Source organism: Pacificibacter maritimus (assembly GCF_003814915.1).
Classification (GTDB): domain Bacteria; phylum Pseudomonadota; class Alphaproteobacteria; order Rhodobacterales; family Rhodobacteraceae; genus Celeribacter; species Celeribacter maritimus.
This window is the reverse complement of record NZ_RKQK01000001.1, coordinates 284,546-308,095: the sequence shown is the minus strand read 5'-3', so window position 1 is coordinate 308,095 and position 23,550 is coordinate 284,546. Positions and strand designations below refer to the sequence as shown.

The following is a 23,550-nucleotide window of genomic DNA, read 5'->3' as shown; positions in this document are numbered from 1 at the left end:
TTGACCGAATTTGCCGCGTGATGCGCGGCGCATAATCGAAAGGTGGACCCATGTCCGACGCACAAGCCACGATCCAAAAGACCGTCACAGAAAACGATGTCGTTTTGTTCATGAAGGGCGATAAAATGATGCCGCAATGTGGGTTTTCATCCCGCGTGGCTGGCGTTTTGAACTTTATGGGCGTTGATTATCACGATGTGAATGTTCTGGCTGACGCCGATATTCGCCAAGGCATCAAAGACTATTCAGATTGGCCAACCATCCCACAACTCTACGTCAAAGGCGAGTTTGTTGGCGGATGTGACATCATCACTGAAATGACTTTGTCAGGCGAATTGGACACATTGTTTGAAACAAACGGCGTCGCATTCGACAAAGAAAAAGCAGATCAAGTGCGCGCAGCAAACGCGTAAGCATCAGATTTAAAAAATTAAAAAGGCGGGAAAGTTATCTTTCCCGCCTTTTTCATGTCTGAAAGCCTGCGCTTAAGACGACAGGCCTACGCGGTCTTCCAAGGCTGCTGCCATTGCTTCCGTACGGGCCGCCAGTTCTGCAAATGTGTCATTCACTTCGGCAGGCACAACAGGCACTTCGATCCGTTCAGGTTCAGGTGCGGGCGCAGAGCGCAATTCTTCGATCAAAGCTTCTTGAGCGCCAAGTTTGGCCTCCAAGGCGCGCATCTGTTCTTCCATGCCAGCAGTCTTATCCGCCAGCATCAAGCCTGACATCAGCAACATACGTGCTTCGGGCAAACGGCCGATTTGACTTGATAGAACGGTCGCCTCATTGTCCAAAAACTGCGCAGCAGATTTCAAAAAATGTTCCTCGCCTTCTTGGCAAGCCACTTCAAATTCACGCCCACCAATGGTGATTTTAATCTCTGGCATCTTATACCTCCTCTTGCGGGGCTTGCGTCATGTCAGGTGCTGGAGTCGCTGAAACGCTTGCGGGCCTATCCGCAACATAGGGCTTTAACTCTGTCAAAATCGCACCAAGTTCAGCCAAATCCGACTCGCGGCCCGCTTTCAGTGCAGCCAATTCGGTCATCAAAGCCGTATTGACCAAAGACGGATCCCCCATAGCATTGATATTTGCCTCACGCAGCGCGGTGTTATTTTCGCGCAATTGCCCATTCACGCTGCGCAGCTTTTGCAACTCAGCGTCATGTGCGATCATTTGCGTGCGCAGGGTTTCCACCTCGGCCTCTAATGCGGCCACATGGTTTTCTTGTTTCTCATGCACAGCGCGCACGCGTTGCTCAAGCTGCGCATTGGTTTCGCGCTCAGCCTCCAGCGTTTCTTGCAAACGGCCCATCTCTGCGGCCATTTCTTCGGAGGCAATGCCACCATTCGCAGTTGCGGCTTGTTCTTCGGCCATGGCAACCGCCCGTCCGATACGTTCAAGGGCTGCCGTGATCCGTGTTTCAAATTGGGAAATTTCGCTCATTGCCACATACCTGTCACCTAAGTCTTATATCGGCCATAGTTAAATTGCTTACATCAATTGGCCCTATGCTTCGGCCCCTAAAATACAGTTAAAGGCAGATTGCTTTACGCAGGTTTCAACCTGAACAAAACGACATAGGTCATTGAAAAACAAAGACCGTTCGATTCGCAAGATAGCCTATGACAGAAGCTTTACCAACTGCTTGGGCAAAATTTGCCGAAAAGCGACCATAAAGCTGACTAAAATACGCTGACTATACGCGCAATCGTGACTGTCTGGCTTGCACTTTTGCCGAACATCGTTATCACCAAATGCGAATGGCTGTGACCATTGAAAGCCTTTTCGGGGGCACAGTCGCCAAGTTCGAGCAAGGAGATCCACCCGTGGACATCGCCAAACTGCGCACGGCGCACCCTGAACACTGGATGCGCGCTGCAGCCATCCGTACTTTGACACTAGATGCAGTTGCTGCCGCAAACTCAGGTCACTCAGGCATGCCAATGGGCATGGCTGATGTGGCAACAGTTTTGTTTGAAAAGCACCTGAAATTCGATGCCTCTGCCCCTTTGTGGCACGATCGTGATCGCTTTATCTTGTCAGCGGGCCACGGGTCCATGTTGGTCTATTCTTTGCTCTACCTCACAGGCTATGCGGAAATGCCATTGGAAGAAGTGAAAAACTTCAGGCAGATGAACGCAAAAACAGCGGGTCACCCTGAAAACTTCTTGTTGGACGGCGTTGAAACGACCACAGGCCCATTGGGACAAGGTATTGCCAATGCTGTTGGCTTTGCCATCGCAGAAGAAACTTTGCGCGCGCGTTTCGGTAAAAAACTGCAAGACCACTACACATATTGTATTGCGGGTGATGGATGCTTGATGGAAGGCATTTCCCATGAAGCAATCGCGCTTGCTGGTCGTCAAAAGCTCAGCAAATTGATCGTGTTCTGGGACAACAACAACATCACCATTGATGGCACTGTTGATCTGTCTGATCGCACAGATCAGCCTCAGCGTTTCAAAGCTGCAGGTTGGCATGTGCAAGAAATCGATGGTCACGATCCAGAGGCAATCGATGCCGCGATCACAGCCGCGAAAAACACAGGCAAGCCTTCTATGATTGCGTGCAAAACGCACATCGCTTTGGGCCATGCACAGCAAGACACATCCAAAGGCCACGGCGCTTTGACCGATGCGGATCAAATGAAAGCCGCGAAGGAAGCTTACGGCTGGACAGCAGCGCCATTTGAAGTGCCTGCAGAGATCAAAGCACAGTGGGAAGCCATCGGGTCACGTGGTCGCGAAGAACGTGCCGCATGGGAAGCGCGCCTTGATGAACAATCAGACCGCCGCAAAGCCGAATTCGCCCGCACATTTGCAGGCGAAGCGCCCAACAAACTGTCCTCAGTCATCCGCGCTTTGAAAAAGCAAATTTCCGAAAGCGCCCCGAAGGTTGCCACACGCAAATCATCCGAAATGGTGTTGGAAGTGGTCAACCCCGTGTTGCCTGAAACCATCGGCGGCTCTGCTGATTTGACAGGATCAAACAACACATTGACTGCGGATATGGGTACATTTGACGAGACCAACCGCAAAGGTCGCTACATCTACTACGGCATCCGTGAACACGGTATGGCGGCTGCGATGAACGGCATGGCGCTGCACGGTGGTGTGCGTCCTTACGGTGGCACATTCTTCTGTTTCACAGACTACGCCCGCCCTGCGATGCGCCTGTCTGCTTTGATGCAAGTGCCTGTCACTTACGTGATGACCCACGACTCCATCGGTCTTGGCGAAGACGGCCCAACACACCAGCCTGTTGAGCATTTGGCCATTTGTCGCGCCACACCAAACACATTGACCATCCGCCCATGTGATACTGTGGAAACGGCTGAAGCTTGGGAAATCGCCCTGACATCGCAAAAAACGCCAACGGTTTTGGCGCTCACACGCCAAGGCCTGCCAACTTTGCGTAAAGACCACAAAGTGAAAAACTTGGTCGCACAAGGCGGTTATGTTTTGGCCGATTCTGATGGCAAACGCCAAGCGATCTTGATCGCAACAGGGTCTGAAGTCGAAATCGCAATGAAAGCCCGCGACATTTTGCAAGAGGCAGGCATCGGCACACGCGTTGTTTCTATGCCCTGTATGGAATTGTTCGCAGAGCAAGATCTGGCTTATCGCCGCAAAGTTCTGCCAGCAGGCCCTGTGCGTGTTGGTGTTGAAGCTGGCGCACGCGCTGGCGGTTGGGACAAACTGCTCTTGGGCGAACGTGGGCGTGAGCAAAAACAAGCCTTTGTTGGTTTGGATCGCTTTGGTGCCTCTGCTCCGATTGATGAGCTCTATGAGAAATTCGGCATCACTGCTGAAAACGTGGTGGCGCAGGTCAAAGCCCTTTTGGCATAAGCCATCTCACAGAAAACGAATTGGAAAGCCCGTGCAAGATTGCGCGGGCTTTTTTCGTGGAAAATACATGTTGATCTTTGATGTCTTCAATGCGCGCAGCGAGCAATCCCCCCTTTCACATCCCATCTGACACCAAGATCACACCTGTTAGCGCAACCACCCCATGTTTACGCTAACATGTTGGCGCTAAACGTCTTTTTTTACCACCAGCCTTCCCCTATACGAACCAAGACAGGCCAAGGGCGGCCCCCCAAAGCCTGTCACGAGATCGCATAAATCTGAGCGGTGACCCCCGTCGCCGAAGAGAGCACCAGGAGACACGCAAATGACCATTCGCCTAGGGATCAACGGCTTTGGCCGCATCGGACGCTGCACATTGGCGCATATCGCCGAAGCCGCGCGCAACGATGTCGAAGTTGTAAAAATCAACGCAACTGGCCCGATTGAAACCAACGCGCATTTGCTCAAATACGATTCAGTCCATGGTCGGTTCGGCGGTAATATCCGTGTTGAGGGCGATACAATGGATTTGGGCCGTGGCCCGATCAAAGTGATGTCCACCTACGATCCACAGGAATTGGATTGGGAAGGTGTCGACGTCGTTTTGGAATGCACAGGCAAATTCAATGACGGTTTAAAATCGGCTGTTCACTTGGATCGCGGTGCGAAAAAAGTGCTTATCTCTGCGCCTGCGACCAATGTGGACCGCACGGTTGTATACGGTGTGAACCACCGCGATATGCTGGCCGATGAGCGCATGATTTCCAACGGCTCTTGCACCACCAATTGCCTAGCGCCTTTGGCAAAAGTGTTGAACGATGCAGTGGGCATCGAAAGCGGCATCATGACAACAATCCATTCTTACACGGGCGACCAGCCCGCCTTGGATCGTCGTCACAATGATCTTTACCGTGCGCGTGCGGCCGCAATGGCGATGATCCCGACATCAACAGGTGCAGCAAAAGCGCTTGGTCTGGTTTTGCCCGAACTTGCAGGCAAACTTGATGGCACATCTATGCGCGTTCCGACACCAAATGTATCCGCTGTCGATTTGACTTTCCAAGCTGGGAAAGACGTCACCGTCAACGATATCAATGAAATCGTGCGCGAAGCCGCCAACGGCTACATGGGCATGGTTTTGGGCTATGACGATGAGCCAAAGGTCTCCATCGACTTCAACCATACCTCAGACAGTTCCATTTTCGCACCTGATCAGACCAAGGTCGTAGGGCGGACTGTGCGCGTTTTGGCATGGTACGACAACGAATGGGGCTTTTCGTCGCGTATGGCAGACGTGGCAGGCGCTATGGGCCACTTGATGCACTAAACGTCACGACCGGTTAAATCGCAAAATCCCAGTGATTGTTTGATCGCTGGGATTTTTTGTGGGCCATACAGCCCAACTGGCAGCCCCACTAGCAGCTCGACTGGAACCGTATTATTTTTTACACGTGGCGGGCTTTTCATCCTTTTGCGCTTACGTCATGGTATCCACGATAAAAAGGACACTGCCAAATGGACCGCCTTTCAACAGCTTTAGCTTTACTCATCGTGATCTCGGTCGCGCTTGATATCATGTTCAATAGCGGCGCGGCTTCATTATTTTTAGCACGAAAATTCATGTCTTTGAGTGATCTCGTGGCATTTTGGCGCTAAATTTACTGCTTTTTCGGTTGACCTTTTGGGCTGAATAGCGATGTTAGCGTTAACGCAAAAGGTGCCTTCACCTTTGCCAAAGGACAGTAAGGCTGTCAGAATTATAGCGTCAAGGAGTTGCTGAAATGGCGGTAAAAGTCGCAATCAATGGATTTGGTCGGATCGGTCGTAATGTTTTGCGTGCCATCATCGAATCTGGTCGTACAGACATCGAAGTGATCGCAATCAACGATCTTGGCCCAGTGGCCACCAATGCACATCTATTGCAATATGATTCAGTCCACGGCCGCTTCCCTTTCGAAGTGACCCACACTGAAGACACCATCGACGTGGGCCGCGGCCCGATGAAAGTGACAGCCATCCGCAACCCTGCGGACCTGCCTTGGTCAGATGTTGACGTGGTCATGGAATGTACGGGCATCTTTACATCCAAAGAAGCCTGCCAAGCGCATCTTGATAACGGATCTTCCCGCGTGTTGATTTCTGCGCCAGGCAAAGACGCTGACAAAACCATCGTGTTTGGTGTGAACCACGACCAATTGACTGCCGACGACATCGTTGTGTCCAACGCATCTTGCACAACCAACTGTCTGTCCCCTGTGGCCAAAGTTCTCAACGACAACATCGGTATCGTTAAAGGCTTTATGACCACGATCCACTCCTACACGGGCGATCAGCCGACTTTGGACACGATGCACAAAGACCTCTACCGCGCACGTGCGGCAGCTTTGTCTATGATCCCGACATCCACGGGTGCTGCGAAAGCTGTGGGCCTTGTTTTGCCAGAATTGAACGGCAAACTCGACGGCGTTTCTATCCGCGTCCCCACACCGAATGTTTCTGTTGTAGACCTCACATTCGAAGCGGCACGTGACACGACTATCGAAGAAGTAAATCAGTTGATCCGTGACGCGGCCAACGGTCCGTTCAAAGGCGTACTTGGCTACACCGACGCGCCTCTCGTTTCATCCGACTTCAACCACGATCCCCATTCATCCATCTTCCACACAGACCAAACTAAGGTCATGGAAGGCACAATGGTACGGATTTTGACATGGTACGACAACGAATGGGGTTTCTCTAACCGTATGTCAGATACAGCCGTCGCTATGGGTAAATTCCTGTAAGGGCTGACGATTAGACCTGTGGAAGCCCTGCTAAAGCAGGACTTTCTCAACCGTATGTCAGATACAGCCGTCGCTATGGGCAAGTTCCTATAAGGGCTGACGATTAGACCTGTGGAAACCCTGCTAAAGCAGGACTTTCGCAACCGTATGTCAGATACAGCCGCAGCTCATGGGCAAGTTCCTGTAAAGACTGACGTCTAGACCTGTGGAAAAGCCCTGCCAAGTGCGGGGCTTTTTTGTAACCGTATGTCAGATACAGCCGCAGCTCATGGGTAAATTCCTATAAAGACTGACGTCGAGACCTTTGGAAATGCCCCGCCAAGTGCGGGGCTTTTTCATATCAGGTGGCAACAGCATCACTGTTGAAAAGGAATTGCGCAATAGTTTCAATATAACGGGAAACTGCGTTGATAGATTGGCCGAACCCCTTATATATCAAACGCCACCCGCATGCCCCGCCCCGACCTTAGACAGATGTGATGCCCGTTAAAATGCTTGATTTTCAAACGATACTGAGCGAATTCATCACCCTATGGGTGGTCATTGATCCAATCGGCACCCTTCCCGTTTTCATCGCGGCGACGGCGTCTCTTAGCCCACGCTTGTCGCGCTCTGTCGCCATCAGATCGACAGTGGTTGCTTTTGTCATCTTGTTGGTCTTCATTATGTTTGGCCAAATCGTGCTCGATGCTTTGGGATTGGGTCTGCCCTCATTCCAAATCGCGGGCGGCATGGTGCTATTCTTATTTGCGATGATGATGATTTTTGGCGATGGGAAACCCGCCCAAGAAGAAAACCTGAGCAAACCCAAATCGGTGTCGCCAGCGCTACTCGCGCGCCGCGTGGCAGTGTTTCCGCTGGCCATGCCGTCAATCGCTTCGCCTGGCGCGATGCTGGCCGTGGTCATGTTGACAGATAACGACCGTTTTTCCATTGCCCATCAAGCAATGACAGCGGCAACTATGACCGTGGTTTTGCTGATCACCTTGATTATTTTGCTGGCAGCAGCGCCCATCTTGAAAGTCTTACGCGACACAGGGGCGGCCATTGTCAGCCGTGTTATGGGCATGGTTTTGGCCGCAGTGGCAGTTGATACGGTTTTGCAAGGCTTTGTCGCGATTGGTGTTATCCCGCCTTTTTAATCAGGGCGCGATCCATCGCAGGCAGACATCAATAGCGCGTTAGCTTTTGTATTTGTGCAAAAGGCGTGCCTCAACATCAGGGGCAACGAACTTTGACACATCCCCGCCAAGTCGGGCAATTTCTTTCACCAGTTTCGACGCAATAGCTTGGTGACGCGCTTCGGCCATCAAAAACACTGTTTCGATGGAATCGTCCAAAGCCCTATTCATGCCAACCATTTGATATTCATATTCAAAATCGGCAACAGCACGCAGACCACGTACAATCACTGACGCCCCCACATCTGCGGCACATTGGATCAATAGGTTTTCAAACGGGTGCACCACAACTTCGCAGCCTGTTTCATCGGAAAGTCGCGCACACATGGGCTGCAACATTTCCACACGCTCTTCGAGCGAAAACAGCGGGCCTTTGTCGCGATTGATTGCAACACCAATGACCAAGCGATCCACCAAAGCACAACCACGACGAATGATGTCAAAATGCCCGTGCGTGACTGGATCGAAGGTTCCAGGATATAGTCCAATGCGCATTGCAATCTCCCTTTAATGATCGCAAGCAACAATATTGTGTAACAAATTGCAAGCACTAGCAGACATGTGCGGCCTATCAGGTCAAATCTCTACGCCCTACAGCAAAAACCGCATGCCCCAAACAGAGCAAACCCGACGCCTGTTTGGAGCAACCGTGAAAGTCAAAAGGGCATCAATGCCCCATAATCATGCCTTCAAGCGCGGAATTTTCCATCGCGAGCTCAGCCAAACGTGCTGAAACAACATCACCGATAGAGACAAGTCCAACCAAGTCACCCTTATCGATGACAGGCATGTGGCGGAACCGCCCTGTGCTCATGCGTTCAAGCACAGCCAAAGCCGTATCATCGGGGGCGCAGACTTGCAGTTTTTGCGTCATGAGGTCTGATACTTTTAGGTTTAAAACCTCTGCGCCGACTTTTCCAAGTTCGCGCACAATATCGCGTTCAGACAGAATTCCATCATAGCCAGCCCCGCCAGATTGAACGATAATCGCGCCAATGCGCTTGGACGACAAAATCTCTGCCGCATCGGCGATCGTTTTATCTGGCGCGATGGTCACCGTCTGGGTGATGGCTTTTTCTTTTAAAATCTGACCAACTAACATAGGTTCTCCTTCAATTCCCCGCTCCTGTGTTAAGGGTCTGTTACGAAAGAGCTTCTGTCAAGCTTCTCCTTCAAGCTCCTCCACCACAGTTTTCATTTCGCTCACCAATAGTTCCGCAAAGCGCGACAAACGTTCGACCTTGCGATCATCGGCGTGACGGATCAGATAAAACGAACGCTGCAGACGGAATTCATTCGGCAAAATCCGCACCATACGCTGGACATGCGGCAGACAAAAATCATGCACAACACCAACGCCAAGACCAGCTTTCACCATGTTCAGCTGCACAGACACCGAATTGGAAGACACCCCTAAGCGCTGAACGCCCAGAGTGTCGAGATAGTCCAGTTCTTTATCAAAAATCAGATCAGGCACATAACCGACAACTTTGTGATCTTTGATATCAGCCAATGTTGTGATCTCGTTTTCTTGGCGCAGGTACCAACGCATGGCGGCCAAAGACAGGTGATAATCCGTGATCTTTTGCACCAAAAGGCGTCCCGTTTGCGGCGCGCTGACTGAAATCACCATATCTGCTTCACGTTTAGACAGGCTGATCACCCTTGGCAGCGCGACGACTTGCACTTCCAAATCAGGATGCAACGCCGCAATACGTGCCAAAACCCGCGGCAAGACAAAGTTCGCACATCCGTCAGGCGCTCCAACGCGGATCACACCAGACAGTGTTTCGCCACCACCTTCCAAATCGGAGGTTCCCAAAGTGACAGCTTTTTCGGCCTCTTCGGCATGCGCCAGCAAACGCGCCCCGTCACGGGTGAGCTCATAACCTTGTGGTGATTTCGCAAAAAGCGTCACCCCGACACTGTCTTCCAAACGCGCAATACGTCGCCCGACTGTAGCAGGGTCCATTTTCAACCCACGCCCAGCCCCAGATAGGCTTTCGGTGCGCGCGACGGCCAAAAAGACCCTAATATCATCCCAATTCATCAGTCCCACCTTTATGATTTGGTGCCTTTTTACCGAAAAATGCGTCACCAAACCTTTGCATTTTTGCATTTCGTTTTTGAGAACTTGCCCCTTTTTGCCGCATTTATGCAAGAGTAAAGTGGATCAAAGATTCAAGGAGGATCCCATGAAAGAATTTACGCATTACATCAACGGCGAACACGTTAAGGGCACATCTGGCCGCTTCTCAAACGTCTACAATCCGGCGACCGGCGAAGTTTTGGGTAAACTCCCACTGGCGACACCTGCAGAAATTGATGCAGCCATCGCGAAAGCTGCCGAAGCTCAAAAAACGTGGTCCAAAGTCAACCCACAGCGTCGCGCACGCGTCATGATGAAGTTTGGTGCTTTGATCAACGAGCACATGGACGAGTTGGCTGAACTGGTGTCACGCGAGCACGGTAAAACTCTGCCTGATGCACGCGGTGATGTGCAGCGCGGCCTAGAAGTTGTCGAAGTTTGCATGGGCGCGCCTGCGATGCTCAAAGGTGAATTCATGGACAGCGCAGGTCCAGGCATCGATTTGATGTCTATGCGCCAGTCTTTGGGTGTGGTTGCGGGCATTACGCCGTTCAACTTTCCTGCGATGATTCCATTGTGGAAAATGGCCCCTGCCCTTGTTTGCGGCAACTCAATGATTTTGAAACCTTCCGAGCGCGTGCCATCAACAGCACTCCGTTTGGCTGAATTGTTGACGGAAGCGGGCCTGCCCGATGGCGTTTTGCAAGTTGTGAATGGCGATAAAGAAGCTGTTGACGCTCTGCTGGACAACGACACTATTCAGGCTGTCGGTTTTGTAGGTTCAACGCCAATCGCGCAATATATCTACGGTCGTGCGGCAACAAACGGCAAGCGTGCCCAGTGTTTCGGTGGTGCGAAAAACCACATGATCATCATGCCTGACGCGGACCTTGATAAAGCAGCAGACGCTTTGATCGGTGCGGGTTTTGGTGCCGCTGGCGAACGCTGCATGGCGATCTCGGTTGCGGTGCCTGTTGGCAAAGAGACTGCCGACAAATTGATCGACAAGCTTGTTCCACGTATCGAAGCGTTGAAAGTCGGCCCATACACGTCTGGTGACGATGTAGACTACGGCCCCGTCATCACCCCTGCGTCGCTTGAACGCATCACAGGTTTGATTGGATCAGGTGTTGAACAAGGTGCAAAACTGGTGACCGACGGTCGCGGTTTGACTTTGCAAGGTTACGAAGATGGCTACTTTATCGGACCGTCACTCTTTGACAATGTCACCAAAGACATGGACATTTACAAAGAAGAAATCTTTGGCCCAGTTCTATGTAACTACCGCGCAGACAGCTATGAAGAAGCGCTCGAATTGGTGATGGACAATGAATACGGCAACGGCACTGCAATCTACACTGCAGACGGCGATGTTGCCCGTGACTTTGCATCGCGCGTCAATGTTGGCATGGTTGGGATCAACTTCCCTGTGCCTGTGCCTTTGTCATACTTTAGCTTTGGCGGCTGGAAAAAATCAGCCTTCGGCGATTTGAACCAATACGGCCCAGATGCGTTCAAATTCTACACCAAAACCAAAACCGTCACGGCGCGCTGGTTCTCTGGCATCAAAGACGGCGCTGCAATGGCGTTTAAAGAACTCGATTAAACTCTTGCACTTATCGAACATTTTGGGCGGGTATCCATCGGATGCCCGCCCTTTTTCTTGCAGATATACAATATGTGCATTTGCAATCGGCGCTATTTTGACTGTGCCAGCTCAGCCAATGCCGCCCTGTCGGTCAAGGTGACAGAGCCGCGTGCCGTGGTGACAAATCCACGGCGTTGAAATTCTTGCAACTGGCGCGAAATCACTTCGCGCGCGGTGCCCAATTCTGCGGCCAGCTGCGCATGTGTGGCGACCAATTTGTCGTCAGAGCCAGCCAATTCAACCAGCTTATGCGCCAAGCGGATATCAACCTTTTGAAAGGCGATTTCTTCGATGACGTGAAACAAATCAGTGATACGGCGCGAATAGGCAGAGAAAACAAAATTGCGAAACGGCTTTGAGCCTGCCACAAGATCATCAAACACAACACGCGGAATGGCCACGGCTTCGACTTCGGTTTCTGCGATCCCTTCAGCGGAATAATCATCATATGCCAGCAAGCATGCCGTTGTTAAAACGCAGCTTTCCCCCGCATATACGCGGTAGAGCACGATGTCGCGACCTGCTTCGCTGACCTGCTGCACACGCACCACGCCGTCCAAAAGAAGCAATAAATTGTCAGGCGTCTTGGAGGGGCCAAACAACACAGAATTTTTGGGCAGGGTAACGATTTTGGATTTCGAAACCAAAATATCGCGCAAAGCCGCATCCAACGAAGACAGCCCCGCAAACCGATCGATCCAGTCCATTTTCATTCCAAAATCTCATTGCTACACAACGGCGATATCTTTCGTTTCAACATAGATATCACCATCGTCGTCATACCACCGGAATGTGAAAGTACCAGACTCATGCACCACAGCGGTGAATTCGAAATACGGATTTTGCGCGATGGCGGCTTCCATTTTGACGTCTATCACAGGTTGGTCGTTAAAATCGCATGAGAAACGATTGATGATAGATCTTGGGATAACCTTGCCATTGCTGTCTTTGCGCAGGCCAGATTCCATCGGATGCGTGATTGAGGTTTTCAACACAACAGTTTCGCCAATCGCAACAGATTGCGGCAGATCCACATGCGGAATAACACCTAATGCCATTGGCCAAAGCTCCTTTTTGCGTTGGTTTTCTGTCAGCTACAGGTCTTGCGTGATCGCAACCTTGGATTGACTTTTCACGAACCGACCATCATCCATTTTCGCTATGGCGATAATGTCTTGGGTTTTAGACAGCCTGATACGGGTCGTCACGGTTTGAGCGGACAGCATAGGACCAAAGCTAAAGGTCGCCACATTTGGACGCGGGTTTTCTGTGGCTAAAACAAGAACGCAAACAGCCCCAGTCGCCGTAATCTGAATGGGAACCTCCGCGCCGACGGAAACTTTGCTCGGCACATGCAGGGTCATATCGCCCAGACCAATTTCAGCGCCATGCGTAAACTCAGCAATGGCATCCGCCGATGCAGAACTGGCCCGCGTTGGCAGCAATGATGCAGCCGTCGCCCCCAACCCAAGTGTCAAAGCATCGCGTCGCGTGAGTTTCATAGTCGTTCCTTATACACCCAGCCGTTCAGGCCCATGATGAGCCTAGACGAGCGAAACAACAAGTAGCAAGGACAGAGTGAGAGAATTGTTTCACATCACCGCAAACGCCATGCACAGTGCATCCCGCCGAAGATATCCCCTTGCCAATGGCCTCATATGTGCCAATTGGCGAACTGAAACAGGCCTAAACGCGCCCTTGGAACCTTAGGAAAACTTGGCAGGTTTTCCAGTGCAAATGGCGCCCCTCACGTCTTCATCGTCAATCTCCTATCATGTTTTGCCAAGAACGTTTTATTTCCGGCAACAGCTATGTTGAAGGGGCTTGCCATGTCGCGCTCAGGATGTGGCTTGCGAGGTTTCGCGTCGCAGACGTTTCGTCGCCATACCAGGTTCTGTTGCCCAGACCGTGATGTAGCGATACAGGATAGGCGTCAAAAATAGCGTGAAGATCGTGGCAAATCCCAAGCCTCCGACAATGACCCAACCAACGGCGATACGTGCCTCAGCCCCCGCGCCTGAGGTCAATACGAGTGGCAAACCACCGAAAACAGTCGAGACCATGGTCATCATAACAGGACGAATACGCAAGCGCAGAGAATCCCGAATGGCGCTGTCAATGTCTTGCCCCTCTTCGCGTAACTGATTGGCAAATTCGACGATCAAAATCCCGTTTTTCGCCATCACCCCAATCAACATGACCAAGCCAATTTGACTGTAATAGTTCAGCGAACCGCCAGATAAATATATCGCAAACAGCGCAGCGGCCAAGCCGAAGGGCACCGTCAAGATGATCACGACAGAACTTGCAACGCTTTCAAACTGCGCAGCAAGCACAAGGAAAACGATCAAGATGGCAATGCCAAACACCTTATACATAGCGGATTGCCCATCCGACAATGAAGCCGCTTCACCAGTGAAGGTAATGCCCATATTGTCTGGCAATATCTCGTCAGCCAAAGCTGTCAGCCGCGTCATCGAAGTGCCCAAATCAACACCTTCACCGAGATTGGCCTGTGCTTGGACCGCAAGTGTGCCGCCCAGACGTGTGATCGCCGATTTACTGACCACGGGTGTGATTGTTGCGGCCGATGACACAGGCACATACCCCCCACTTGGCAGACGCAAGAAGATAGATTCAATATCGGTGGGATCGTCGATTGGCGGCCCCGCAGGCACGACATTTACATCGGTTTCTGTATCGTTTTCAAAGACGGTCACAGGCACTCTGCCTTGGATCATCGTGCTGATGGTTTGGGTAATTTCCGCTTCGCTTAACCCGAATACGCTGGCCATTTCTGGATCGACTTGGACCTCATATTCCACCTGCACACGATCCCCAGACAGCTGTGGGTTCAAAAACGTGTCGTCTTGAGCCATAGCAGCAACCAATGCATCTGCGGCTTCGGTCATGTCATCGACATTTTTACCAGTGACGGCAAAACCAAGACCTTGGCCCGCGCCCCGAATATTCAAACTGTTGGTTGTGCGCGCGCTGACCTGCACGCCAGGAACAGACCCTAATTTTGCGCTGATTTCTGCGACCAATTCAGACTGGGAAAAATCGCGATCCGCCCAAAGTGGCAAGCGCACGATAATAAAAGCGCTGGTGCCGCCACCGATCCCGATGATGCTTTGGATAGCCTCGATTTGGCCTTCCTCGCGGTAGGGATCAAGGATGTCCTCGATCATGTCAACTTGGGTGTCAAGGTAGTCTACCGTTGTGTCTGACGCGCCGCGCGCTTGTATCAAGAAAAATCCGCGATCTTCTTGAGGTGTCACCGTCGATGATATGTTTTGCGATGCGAACAAGGCGATCATTGCAAATGCAAGCGCAACACAAACCACCACAACTGGCGCTTTGATGGCGCGGTCCATGATCCGATCAAACATTTCCGAGGCTTTGCTTGGCTTTATCTTTTCAACCGTGGATTTGCCGGGTTTTCCTGGATCCAAGAATGCCGCCATGACTGGCGCCAAAGTGAGTGCTGTAAGAGACGATAAGGTAACAGCAAAGGCCAAAACAAAGCCAAATTCACTGAATACGCCCCCCGCTTGACCTGGCAAAAACGAAATCGGGATAAACACGGCCGCCAAGGTGGCTGTCGTTGAAATCACGGCAAAGAACACTTCGTTGGTCCCTTCGGCAGCAGCCGCGAAAGCACCAAGGCCTTGTTTGCGCTTGCGCACGATGTTTTCGATGACAACGATCGCATCATCGACCACCATCCCAGTGGCCAAAACAAGTGCCAACAGACTAATGGAGTTGACAGAAAATCCTGTCAGCCAGATCGCAGCGATTGTACCGACCAATGACACTGGGATCGTGACAGCAGGGATGATCGTGGCACGAGGCGAGCGCAAAAAGCCAAAGATCACAGCCACAACGATGGCAGTCGCCATGCCGATGGATTTCACCACCTCGTCAATTGATCCTTCGATAAAAATGCCGTCGTCGGCTGTGATTACCAATTCGATGCCTTCTGGCAGGACTTCACGCAATTCAACCACAGCTTCATTTACAGCTTGAGAAATCGTCAACGTATTGCCCACGGATTGGCGGGTGATATCAATACTGACCGCAGATTGACCATTCACGCGCGAAGATACGTCATTGTCTTCTGGCACAAGTTGAACAAAAGCCACGTCTGACACGCGGGTGGTCGGGTTTATCGAAACGTTTTCAATGGTTTCAACTGTCGCATCGGCATTTCCGACCCGTAAAGCCAAAGTCTGACTGTCAGTGCTTAAAGACCCAAGAGGCGTATCATCGCGCAAAGTGGTCAGTGCATTGGTGACATCAGAGACAACCAATCCGCGGCTGAACAAGGACCGCATATCCAAAGAGACACGAAACTCATTTGAGCGCGCGCCCAGAACGGTGACCTCTGCAATGCCATCAATGGTTGAAAGGCGATCATAGATGGTGGTTTCCGCCAGTTCGGTCAATTCGTCAAAACTGGCATCGCCAAGCAAGGCCAAGCGTACGATGGCATCGGCATTGCTGTCGCTTTTGGAAACTGTTGGGTCGTCTTCTAAATTGCTTGGCAGTTGGCGCAGGGTCGCGGCAACAATTTCACGTGCTTCATTTGCTGCCACATCCACATCAGTGCTATCTGACAAATCAATTGTGATGCGGCTGGACCCTGTAGAGGAAGTGGACTCCATATAGGTCAGCCCCTCAAGCGCACTCAGCGCATCCTCCAAAACCTGCGTGATCTCTTGGTCAACCGTTTTGGCCACAGCGCCTTCATATTGAGTGCGCACCGACAAGACAGGTTGGTCCACATTAGGCATTTCTCGCACATCAACAGACCCCAACGCGGTTAGGCCCGCGATTAAAATCAGTAAGTTCAGTACGATACCTAAAAGGGGACGGCCAACAAAAAGATCGGCCATGCCAGATTTTCCCGCTTTTTGTGCGGTGTTGTTTGGCGTGCTCATGATCTGTCCTCACCAGCTGTGGGGGTTGGCGTGTCGCCCTGCTTATTCGTTTCGGGCGCAAGCTCTCGTGAAGCTGTGTCGTCACTGCGCGGGGGTTGTTCAGGGCGCTCACCGCGAGGTTGAAATGCCGATTGCGCCTGAAGGGCCGCGCCCTCGCGCAATTTATGTGCGCCTTCGGTCACGATAGGCTGACCTTCTTCGATATCAGCATCAATCCAAACTGTTTCGTCACGGCGAGACACGATTGTGATCGGCACCTGCTGTGCTTTGCCCTGCGCATCAATCCAGACACTCGCCCCATCGCGAGACCAAGTTACCGCAGTTGATGCAATTGCTGCGGTCGGTTCGCTTTCTTTTTCAATTCGTACCGAAAAGGTCATACCAGGCCACAATTCGCCAGAGCTGTTATCGATCTGCGCTTTGACTGTGACAGATCGGGTGACACTATCGAGACGGCTGTCATAGGATAGGATTTCGGCGTCAAAAACACGCCCAATGAAGCTTGGCGTACTGGCTGCGACTGTGGAAACATCAGATAACATTGAGATGGCGCGCTCAGGCAATTCAAATGTCACTTGCAGCGCGGCATCATTGTCGATGGTCACGATTGCGGAATTGGCACTCAAAGTGTCGCCGATTTCGACATCACTTTGTCCCAACTTACCCGCGATGGGCGCGCGGACTGTGCGATCTTCTAAGGCAATTTCGGCGAGACCCACATTGGCCTCAGCCAGCCGCTGCGCAATGCGAGCATCGGATAGGGTCACGTCCGTCACAGTGGAACTGCCGTTTGCGCGCAAACGTTCATAACGGGCCACGGTTTCAGTGGCTTGGTCCAATTGAGCTTGCGCGATTTCAAGGTTCAATGACTGTGTGCGCGCATCTTGTTGCAGCAAAACATCACCCGCCTCGACCCGCGTATTGGCGGCAATATCAAGTGCGACCACTTCACCTGCGGCACTTGCGACGACTTCAACACTTTGCGCGGAAGACGAAACACCCATTGCGTTTAACACCGTAAGATAGGGCAGAAGTTCAAGCGGCTGGGTGATCACTGTTGTGGCTTGGCGTCCGCCTCCACCACCTGCGCGGCGCTGACCCGCAGCAGGATCTCGCGGTGCTTCGGCTTGCCCTTCCGCCGTCTCTTGTCCAGCTTTCGAAGCATCGGGACGTCCGAGAGAAAAGGCATACAACCCCAATAGGGCTGCGGCGGCGAGGCTGATAAAAATGATTTTTTTGCGCACAGATATAGCTTTCATTGGCGAACCGTTCTTAATGGATACGGCTCAACCTGTCTTTTCCGTCGCAGAAAATTTTGCATCAGTGTATTTAATTTTTTTGTCGTTTTTTGACGATAAAATTTAAGAAAATTGCCGCAGCTAAGCGGTTTTCCCAAGAGACTTATGAGACCCGCTCTAAGGATTTTTGCGCAGCGATTTCTGCTGCTAGAAGCCACATCAATCCCTGCAAACGGCGTTCATTCGACGCATTTATAGCGACTTCGATTGCGATCAAAACGGATCCCATTTCGTGGACGCCAAGGGCAAAAAGTCCACCTGCCGCATAATGTGCCTCAGATGCCAATTTGGTCCAATCGACACCCTGTGGATCTGTCAGCGCAGGCTGCAACTTTGCCTGTAGGGTCTGTGCATCTGTAACGGCTTCATCGAGCATATCCGCGATTTCAGCGGGATCCATGCCGATATCAATCAGTTCTTGTTGCGGATGTTGCGGCTGCTCTGTTTGAGGGTGGTCTTCGAGGGCTTCATTACGTTCTTGTAAGATCTCTGAAATGCGATCTTTAAGTTGCGTCTGTGTGAACGGTTTTGTGATGATGCCATCGATGCCATCGGCAAAAATATCTAATGTTTCCTCGTTTTCCATTGTTGTTTGTGCTGTCACCGCGATAATGCAGGCGTGTTTGGATTTGCCACATAGGCGCATACAAACAGCACTGTTTCGTCCATCAATTTGCGGCATGTTGATGTCGGTTAGAACAAGATCAAACGCGGTCTGATAGGCGGATTGCACGCCTTCATAGCCGTCTTTTGCCGTTTCCACATGATGCCCCATACGTTCAAGCATAATTTGAAGAAACTGGCGATTCATAGCGTGGTCTTCAACGACCAAAATTGTCAGGGACTTTGGTGCCGCAACATCGCCTTGGGGGCTTTCGACGGGTGGCTCTTTGTCAATTTTTAGTGTTTCTGCGCCGTCATTCAACTGCGTTCCAGTGATCTGTGAAGGGAAGCTAATCCAAAATGTACTCCCCACTCCTTCTTGTGACGAGAAGCCATATGTCCCCCCCATGGCTTCAACAGAACGCTTAACAATGCCCAGACCAAGCCCTGTTCCAGGCAAAGTGCCATCGCCGTTTGATGTATCTGAATAGAAGTCTTCAAAGATGCTTGAGAACAGGTGCTCTTTGATTCCGATACCTGTGTCCGTCACCTCAAAGCGGGTGATGAGCCGACCTTCACTCATCGCATTTTCGCCTTTGATGGTAATGACGCCGCTTTCCGTAAATTTAAGAGCGTTTGAGACCAAATTATACATTGCTTTTAAGACAAGTTTGGGCGTGCCATAATTGGTTTCGGGTCCAGACCATGTGAAGGTGATCTTCGTTTGGCGTTTTTGCGCAAGAGCATCCACCTGCGTACAGATATTTTGAATAATTTCTTTTGGTTTATATGCCGAGACGTCTTTATGGCTGTTCTGCGCTTTGTCTTTTGTAATGTCTAAGACGTTGTTTGTTTGCGCAAGGGCGGTTTCACTCGCGAGCTTGGCCTGTGCGATATAGGCATTGGTGGCGGCGCTCAACGGTTCTGCGTCTATAATATCGAGCGCGGCAATGACGCTGTGCAATGGGGTGCGCATTTCGTGGCTCATCGTGGCCAAAAACAGGCTTTTGGCAGCCGCATCGCGTCGGGCTGCGCCTAAAGCACGCCGCGTTATGCGCAATGCATTCAGCTCTCTGGAGGTATCTCTAAAAAAGCCAATCAGGATTGGTTCCCCGTTCAGCCCTACGTCTCTGACCATGGTGAGCTCACCTGGCACTAGTTTTTTTGCAGTTTTGCGAGCCCAGACTTGTTTGCGCACAACGCCATTTCGACTGTTGGAGGGTTGATTTAAGATACTATCCAATGCCTCTTGAAAGGAGCTTTGCAATCGTTTTGGGGTGAAACTTTCCAGTATTGATGCCCCGACCACATCATCGCGCGCAGAGTCTAAGAACCGCAATGCAGCAGGGTTCAATTCAATAACGCAATAGTCCGAGTTAAGAATAAATATAACATCTTGTGAGGCGGTTAAGACGTTATTTAAAAAAGAAGATATTCTTTTTTGTTGTTCTGATTTTCGAAAAATTTGACGCTGCAGATACATCATGATCGCAATCGTCGCACAGGCAAAAAACAATACTGCCAGCGAGATTATCAGATAACGTTCTAACGCGGAATGAAGTGAAGCACGCGCATCTTCTTGGCGTACAGCCGCATCTTGCAACGATCGTGTTACAACCCCCCTGATCGTGTTTTCGATGTCTGCAGAGACTTGCATCCATCGTTTCAAATCCGACTGAAACTTAGTGTCTGGTCTATCAATATCCTCCACTAAGGTATCGCGGAATTGAACGATTTTTTCGATGTCATCTATCAAGGTGGGGTCATAGCTATATGACTTTGAGGTCGATAGGATCACGTCGATACGGGCATAAAAGAGATCGAAGCTTTGTGTCGTTTGCGAGAGATCAGCTTTGGACAGCGCAATTGACGGGCTGGACTGAATTATAGATTGCGCGAGCGCCACCTGAAACCTGCGAAAATCGACCTCTACCTGCGAGACATTCCATGTCAAACTGTCGCTGCGCGCGAATGAAAATTCACGCACCTTACTTGAGATAAAGGCCGACATCGTGATCAATAGGACGATCATTATGCTGGCTGCGATACCCACAATTGTGAATCGCAGCCGGTCGATCGCTGTGCGCCGTGGTGACCCAGCATCCTGTGCAAACAAATTCATTCGGGAATGATTTCAATCTTGATTACCTGCCAAGCTGCCGCTGAAAAGTAAGATTCCGATTTGTAGTCTGGGAAGGTATCAAAAGGGTACATGATCCACAGCGGACCTTTTTGCCTGACCGAAAACTCTGCGCCATCAATGCGATTTGCGACAATCGGGTATTGGTTCGAAATCAGGTCAAGGGATACGATGCTTGCATAGTCATTGGCCGCGGTAAATTTGATTTGCGCCTTTGCGTCAACCTGCCCTGTCAGGTTTAAAACTGAACTTAGCGATGGTCCCTGATAGGTTTGTGTACCTTCTGTCCATGTCGTGCCTGTTTCAAAGCTCTGTTGCGGAAGCGATGTTAAGTCTTTGTCAGTCAGATGAACGGTTTGATCCGTCGATTTGTTGATAACAGACAACAGCACTGGGCCGTCTGCTGCCACGGGCATGGACGACATGATGAGAGTTACCACGGTCAAAGCGCAAAGCCAGATGCCTTTTAGGCCTGTCATAGCATTGGTCGCGTTGGATGTGTTTTTCGAAAGCGGGGCGTATAGCATTTGAGCGAAGATATATTTTGTCATGCCGATGAGCATGCTCCAATATGATTAAATTTTGCTAAAATCGGACCTTGATACTTCGGTTGCCAATCATCCTAGTTTTATCCCGAAACTGGAGGGCTATAAAAATTGTCATTTTCTAAAGATTTCGCGGTTAAACAGGGTGAATATCATTATGTGAACCCTTTTAACCCATAGGCATCTTGTGTCAGAGTTTCCTTTGCAATCCAGTTCCGTTGAAAAAATTTCTGTTTTGATCGCAGATGATCACAGCCTTGTGGCTGATGCCTTGCAAGCAGTGTTAAACAGTGAACCAGATTTTACGAGCGAAACCAGTTCAAACTTAACAGCCACGCTGGAACTCCTACAAAGTGATGAACGTCGGTTTGATATTATAATGCTCGACATCTCTATGCCTGGGATGGATGGACTGCGGTCGGTGTCGCAGGTGATAGAGGTGGCTAAGAATAGCGCTGTGGTGGTGTTTTCAGGCACGTCGGATGACGAATTTATTTGGCGTGCAATCGAACTAGGGGCCAAAGGATTTATCTCAAAAGAACAGCCCTTTAAAAGCTTTGCCACAACTTTGCGATTGATCGCGGACGGAAATGAGTTTGTGCCGATGGCATTGTCGCGCCGAGGCGCTAAGATCACGGATACGCAAATTCAAATTGATGATCGGGAGCGATTCATTTTGATGGCTGTCTCGGAAGGTAAAACCAACAAAATGATCGCCGCGGAAACGGACAGCACTGAAGTGGCCATTAAAATGAAGATGCGTTCGATTTGTACCAAATTGGATGCGAAAAATCGCACACATGCTGTGGTCGTTGCACGTCAAAAAAGCCTAATTTAGCATCAAACCTGTACAAGGCGCCGCATAGGTTGCCTGACGCTGATGCAGAGTAAGACCTAGACACCAGCGCGCTTTACAAATTTTTGTGAGGCCACTTTTTCGAAAGACTGATCGGTGATGTAGATCGACTAAAATTAGGGCAAAAACGCTGAATTCAAAACAAGTTAGCAACATCGCACGCATGTTCTTTTTCTGTTTCGCGTATTTGTGTAACGCCGCTGGACCTCGGGCGCGACACATGCAAGACTAAGGTATGCATACCGTACTTTCAGCCCCGCCTGAGCCCCATAGTTATATGGATACGCGCACCCGCGCGATGAATTACTTTACTGCGGGTGTCGACGCCGCAGATCCAGAGCGGGGCGTCGAAGCAGCCCTTGCAGGGGCTAAATTTTCAAACCCCACTCTCATCGCGATTGGTAAAGCCGCGCGCGCTATGACACAGGCAGCCCTGCGCCACATGTCACCAGAAACTGTTATCGTCGTAACCAATTACGAAAATGCTATGCCCTTAGCGGGCGCAGAAGTCATCGCAGCCGCCCACCCTATTCCTGATGCAGAAGGCGCATGCGCCGCGCTGCGGGTGGAAGAGGCGTTAAGCATGGCGCAAGGCGATGTGGTCATATTGATTTCTGGCGGCGGTTCTGCGCTTTTACCTGCCCCTGTGATGGGCGTAAGCCTTGAAGACAAAGCCAAAGTCAATGCAGTCCTTTTGGCATCAGGCGCCGATATCGGCACCATGAACCTTGTGCGCCAACAATTGTCCCGCCTGAAAGGCGGCGGCCTATTGCGCGCTGCAGCCCCCTCATTTGTCACCACACTCGCGCTGTCTGACGTGGTAGATAACGACCTGCGTGTGATTGCTTCAGGTCCTTCTATCGCCCCAATCGGAACCCGCGAGGATGCTGTGACAGCATTGAAGCATCTAAATATTTGGGAAAAAATGCCACGCTCGGTGCAAGAACATTTAACTGCGCCAGAACCCGATCTTGGTCCTTTGCCTGACAGTGAAATCACTCTTGTCGGATCAAATCAACATTCGGTTGATGCTATGGTTGCGCTCGCACAAGCTGAGGCGCCCGTGCATGTTTATCCTTCGCCATTGGTGGGCGATGTGGGGGAGGCCGCGCAAAAGATCATCGACTTTTCCCAAAGCGCTGGTGAAGGGAAAGGTGTGTATTTGTTTGGTGGTGAAACGACCGTGGCCCTGACTGGGGATGGACTGGGCGGACGCAATCAAGAACTCTGCCTACAGGTCGTAAAGCGCGCAAAGGCGCAGGGGATCACCAATTTTACCTTTTTGTCTGGCGGCACGGATGGACGTGATGGGCCGACGGATGCAGCGGGTGGAATTGTGGATGATGCGACGACTGCGCGCTTGGTTGCAGCAGGGCTTGATCTTGATGATGTGCTTGCGCGCAACGATAGTTACCATGCACTAGAGGCCACAGGAGATCTGTTGAAAATCGGCGCGACGGGCACGAATGTTGCTGATCTACAGGTGTTTATTCGTGAGTGACGCGCCTGAGTTTATTGGGCCTAGGTTTACTGAACATGGGTTTACTGAACCTGAGTTTAATAGGCCTGAGCTTCTCCCCCCGCAAAGGTTCCTATCACTGCACGATCAAGCG

Annotated in this window: 21 protein-coding genes; 9 read left to right on the top strand and 12 right to left on the bottom strand. The window is 51.0% G+C overall.

Annotated elements, in window-relative coordinates; all coding sequences use genetic code 11:
* Window positions 1-50: 50 nt before the first annotated feature.
* The gene (grxD, locus tag EDD53_RS01385; protein WP_123791411.1) at window positions 51-413 is read left to right on the top strand and encodes a Grx4 family monothiol glutaredoxin; all 363 of its coding nucleotides are present in this window, start codon (window positions 51-53) and stop codon (window positions 411-413) included.
* 72 nt (window positions 414-485) lie between these two features.
* On the opposite strand, the gene EDD53_RS01380 is transcribed toward grxD, so the two are convergent.
* Window positions 486-887, bottom strand: a complete 402-nt coding sequence (locus tag EDD53_RS01380; RefSeq protein WP_123791410.1) for a cell division protein ZapA — start codon at window positions 885-887, stop codon at window positions 486-488.
* Window position 888: 1 nt separating this feature from the next.
* On the bottom strand, window positions 889-1,446 hold the full coding sequence (locus EDD53_RS01375; protein WP_123791409.1) for a hypothetical protein: 558 nt from the start codon (window positions 1,444-1,446) through the stop codon (window positions 889-891).
* A gap of 383 nt (window positions 1,447-1,829) precedes the next feature.
* On the opposite strand from EDD53_RS01375, the gene tkt reads away from it, so the two are divergent.
* From tkt to EDD53_RS01355, 5 genes are all read left to right on the top strand, one after another.
* Window positions 1,830-3,851 (top strand): transketolase, encoded by a 2,022-nt coding sequence (tkt, locus tag EDD53_RS01370; protein WP_123792353.1) that lies wholly within the window; start codon window positions 1,830-1,832, stop codon window positions 3,849-3,851.
* A gap of 325 nt (window positions 3,852-4,176) precedes the next feature.
* Window positions 4,177-5,178 carry a type I glyceraldehyde-3-phosphate dehydrogenase gene (gene gap, locus EDD53_RS01365; protein ID WP_123791408.1) on the top strand — a complete coding sequence of 334 codons (1,002 nt, stop codon included), beginning with the start codon at window positions 4,177-4,179 and terminating at the stop codon, window positions 5,176-5,178.
* Window positions 5,179-5,366: 188 nt separating this feature from the next.
* Window positions 5,367-5,507 (top strand): hypothetical protein, encoded by a 141-nt coding sequence (locus EDD53_RS14750; RefSeq protein ID WP_170162654.1) that lies wholly within the window; start codon window positions 5,367-5,369, stop codon window positions 5,505-5,507.
* Between the two features lie 125 nt (window positions 5,508-5,632).
* Window positions 5,633-6,634 carry a type I glyceraldehyde-3-phosphate dehydrogenase gene (gene gap / locus EDD53_RS01360; protein ID WP_123791407.1) on the top strand — a complete coding sequence of 334 codons (1,002 nt, stop codon included), beginning with the start codon at window positions 5,633-5,635 and terminating at the stop codon, window positions 6,632-6,634.
* 491 nt (window positions 6,635-7,125) lie between these two features.
* On the top strand, window positions 7,126-7,776 hold the full coding sequence (locus tag EDD53_RS01355; protein ID WP_123792352.1) for a MarC family protein: 651 nt from the start codon (window positions 7,126-7,128) through the stop codon (window positions 7,774-7,776).
* Between the two features lie 39 nt (window positions 7,777-7,815).
* Here the strand turns inward: EDD53_RS01355 and coaD are convergent, their stop codons facing one another.
* The 3 genes from coaD to EDD53_RS01340 all read right to left on the bottom strand — a co-directional run bounded on the left by coaD (window position 7,816) and on the right by EDD53_RS01340 (window position 9,865).
* Complete coding sequence (coaD, locus tag EDD53_RS01350) at window positions 7,816-8,310, bottom strand: pantetheine-phosphate adenylyltransferase (RefSeq protein WP_123791406.1); 495 nt, start codon at window positions 8,308-8,310, stop codon at window positions 7,816-7,818.
* 172 nt (window positions 8,311-8,482) lie between these two features.
* Complete coding sequence (locus EDD53_RS01345) at window positions 8,483-8,917, bottom strand: CBS domain-containing protein (protein WP_123791405.1); 435 nt, start codon at window positions 8,915-8,917, stop codon at window positions 8,483-8,485.
* A 57-nt stretch (window positions 8,918-8,974) separates the two neighbouring features.
* Window positions 8,975-9,865, bottom strand: a complete 891-nt coding sequence (locus EDD53_RS01340; protein ID WP_123791404.1) for a LysR family transcriptional regulator — start codon at window positions 9,863-9,865, stop codon at window positions 8,975-8,977.
* A 145-nt stretch (window positions 9,866-10,010) separates the two neighbouring features.
* Here EDD53_RS01340 and EDD53_RS01335 point away from each other — a divergent pair, with 145 nt between their 5' ends.
* A complete protein-coding gene (locus EDD53_RS01335; RefSeq protein WP_123791403.1) occupies window positions 10,011-11,510 on the top strand; it encodes a CoA-acylating methylmalonate-semialdehyde dehydrogenase in 1,500 nt (499 codons plus the stop codon).
* A 92-nt stretch (window positions 11,511-11,602) separates the two neighbouring features.
* Here EDD53_RS01335 and EDD53_RS01330 read toward each other — a convergent pair whose 3' ends face one another.
* The 7 genes from EDD53_RS01330 to EDD53_RS01300 form a co-directional block, all read right to left on the bottom strand.
* Window positions 11,603-12,265 carry a Crp/Fnr family transcriptional regulator gene (locus tag EDD53_RS01330; RefSeq protein ID WP_211331573.1) on the bottom strand — a complete coding sequence of 221 codons (663 nt, stop codon included), beginning with the start codon at window positions 12,263-12,265 and terminating at the stop codon, window positions 11,603-11,605.
* 15 nt (window positions 12,266-12,280) lie between these two features.
* A complete protein-coding gene (gene soxZ, locus EDD53_RS01325; RefSeq protein WP_123791401.1) occupies window positions 12,281-12,610 on the bottom strand; it encodes a thiosulfate oxidation carrier complex protein SoxZ in 330 nt (109 codons plus the stop codon).
* 36 nt (window positions 12,611-12,646) lie between these two features.
* On the bottom strand, window positions 12,647-13,054 hold the full coding sequence (locus EDD53_RS01320) for a thiosulfate oxidation carrier protein SoxY (RefSeq protein WP_123791400.1): 408 nt from the start codon (window positions 13,052-13,054) through the stop codon (window positions 12,647-12,649).
* A 336-nt stretch (window positions 13,055-13,390) separates the two neighbouring features.
* The gene (locus EDD53_RS01315) at window positions 13,391-16,495 is read right to left on the bottom strand and encodes an efflux RND transporter permease subunit (protein WP_123791399.1); all 3,105 of its coding nucleotides are present in this window, start codon (window positions 16,493-16,495) and stop codon (window positions 13,391-13,393) included.
* Window positions 16,492-17,754: an efflux RND transporter periplasmic adaptor subunit gene (locus tag EDD53_RS01310; protein ID WP_123791398.1), complete on the bottom strand. Its 1,263-nt coding sequence runs from the start codon at window positions 17,752-17,754 to the stop codon at window positions 16,492-16,494. Before EDD53_RS01310 ends, EDD53_RS01315 begins: the two co-directional genes overlap by 4 nt.
* A gap of 142 nt (window positions 17,755-17,896) precedes the next feature.
* On the bottom strand, window positions 17,897-20,518 hold the full coding sequence (locus tag EDD53_RS01305; RefSeq protein WP_123791397.1) for a PAS domain-containing hybrid sensor histidine kinase/response regulator: 2,622 nt from the start codon (window positions 20,516-20,518) through the stop codon (window positions 17,897-17,899).
* Entirely contained in the window at window positions 20,515-21,087 is a 573-nt protein-coding gene (locus EDD53_RS01300; RefSeq protein WP_123791396.1) for a putative pterin-binding protein, read from the bottom strand. Before EDD53_RS01300 ends, EDD53_RS01305 begins: the two co-directional genes overlap by 4 nt.
* A gap of 181 nt (window positions 21,088-21,268) precedes the next feature.
* Between EDD53_RS01300 and EDD53_RS01295 the strand changes: the two genes are divergently transcribed.
* Both EDD53_RS01295 and EDD53_RS01290 read left to right on the top strand, forming a co-directional pair.
* Window positions 21,269-21,919 carry a response regulator transcription factor gene (locus EDD53_RS01295; protein ID WP_123791395.1) on the top strand — a complete coding sequence of 217 codons (651 nt, stop codon included), beginning with the start codon at window positions 21,269-21,271 and terminating at the stop codon, window positions 21,917-21,919.
* A 253-nt stretch (window positions 21,920-22,172) separates the two neighbouring features.
* The gene (locus EDD53_RS01290; protein WP_246002134.1) at window positions 22,173-23,438 is read left to right on the top strand and encodes a glycerate kinase type-2 family protein; all 1,266 of its coding nucleotides are present in this window, start codon (window positions 22,173-22,175) and stop codon (window positions 23,436-23,438) included.
* Window positions 23,439-23,550: the final 112 nt, after the last annotated feature.